The organism is Streptomyces otsuchiensis, assembly GCF_004305975.1.
Taxonomy (GTDB): Bacteria; Actinomycetota; Actinomycetes; order Streptomycetales; family Streptomycetaceae; genus Streptomyces; species Streptomyces otsuchiensis.
In genome coordinates, this window is record NZ_BHZI01000584.1 from 1 (window position 1) to 617 (window position 617).

The window sequence follows — 617 nt, forward strand, 5'->3', positions numbered from 1 at the left end:
GTGCGGCGGAGGTCACGGCGTGGCCGGGGCCTCGCGGCGGCGGAACGGTTCGAAGGGCGGCGTCTCCCGGGGGTCGACGTCCACGGAGATCAGCCGGGGGCCTCCGCCGGGTGCGGTCTCGGCCAGCGCGGCGCGCAGTTCGGTGGCGTCGCGGGCGTGGCGGGCGGTGACGCCGGGGAGCAGCGCGCCGACGCCGTCGGCGATCCGGGCGGGGCCGAAGAGGTTGTAGCTGTAGTCGGCGGCGAAGAAGACCTGTTCGCGGGTGTGGCACATGGCGTGGGCGTTGTTGTTGAGCACGAGGTAGGTGATGGGCAGGCCGAGTTCGGCCGCCGTGTGCACCTCCAGTCCGTGCATCAGGAACGACCCGTCGCCGGCGATGACGTAGGTGGGCGCGCCGGTGGCCAGGGAGGCGCCGACGGCGGCGCCGAAGCTGTGTCCCATGCCGCCCATGCCCTGGGCGACGATGTGCCGGCCGCCGCGGGGTGTCGGCAGGTGGTGGATGACGGTGGCGCCGCAGTTCCCGGCGTCGACCACGACGGTGGCGCCGTCGGGCAGCAGGGGGGCGAGCACCGCGACGGCGTCGCGCATGGTCAGCGTCGCGCCCGCGGCGGGTTCGG

General features: G+C 75.2%; 1 protein-coding gene. It reads right to left on the bottom strand.

Annotation, left to right across the window (positions count from 1 at the left end; translation table 11 throughout):
• Nucleotides 1-12: 12 nt before the first annotated feature.
• On the bottom strand, nucleotides 13-617 hold a 605-nt coding region (locus tag E0D90_RS25960; RefSeq protein ID WP_227870528.1), incomplete at its 5' end, for a thiamine pyrophosphate-dependent enzyme.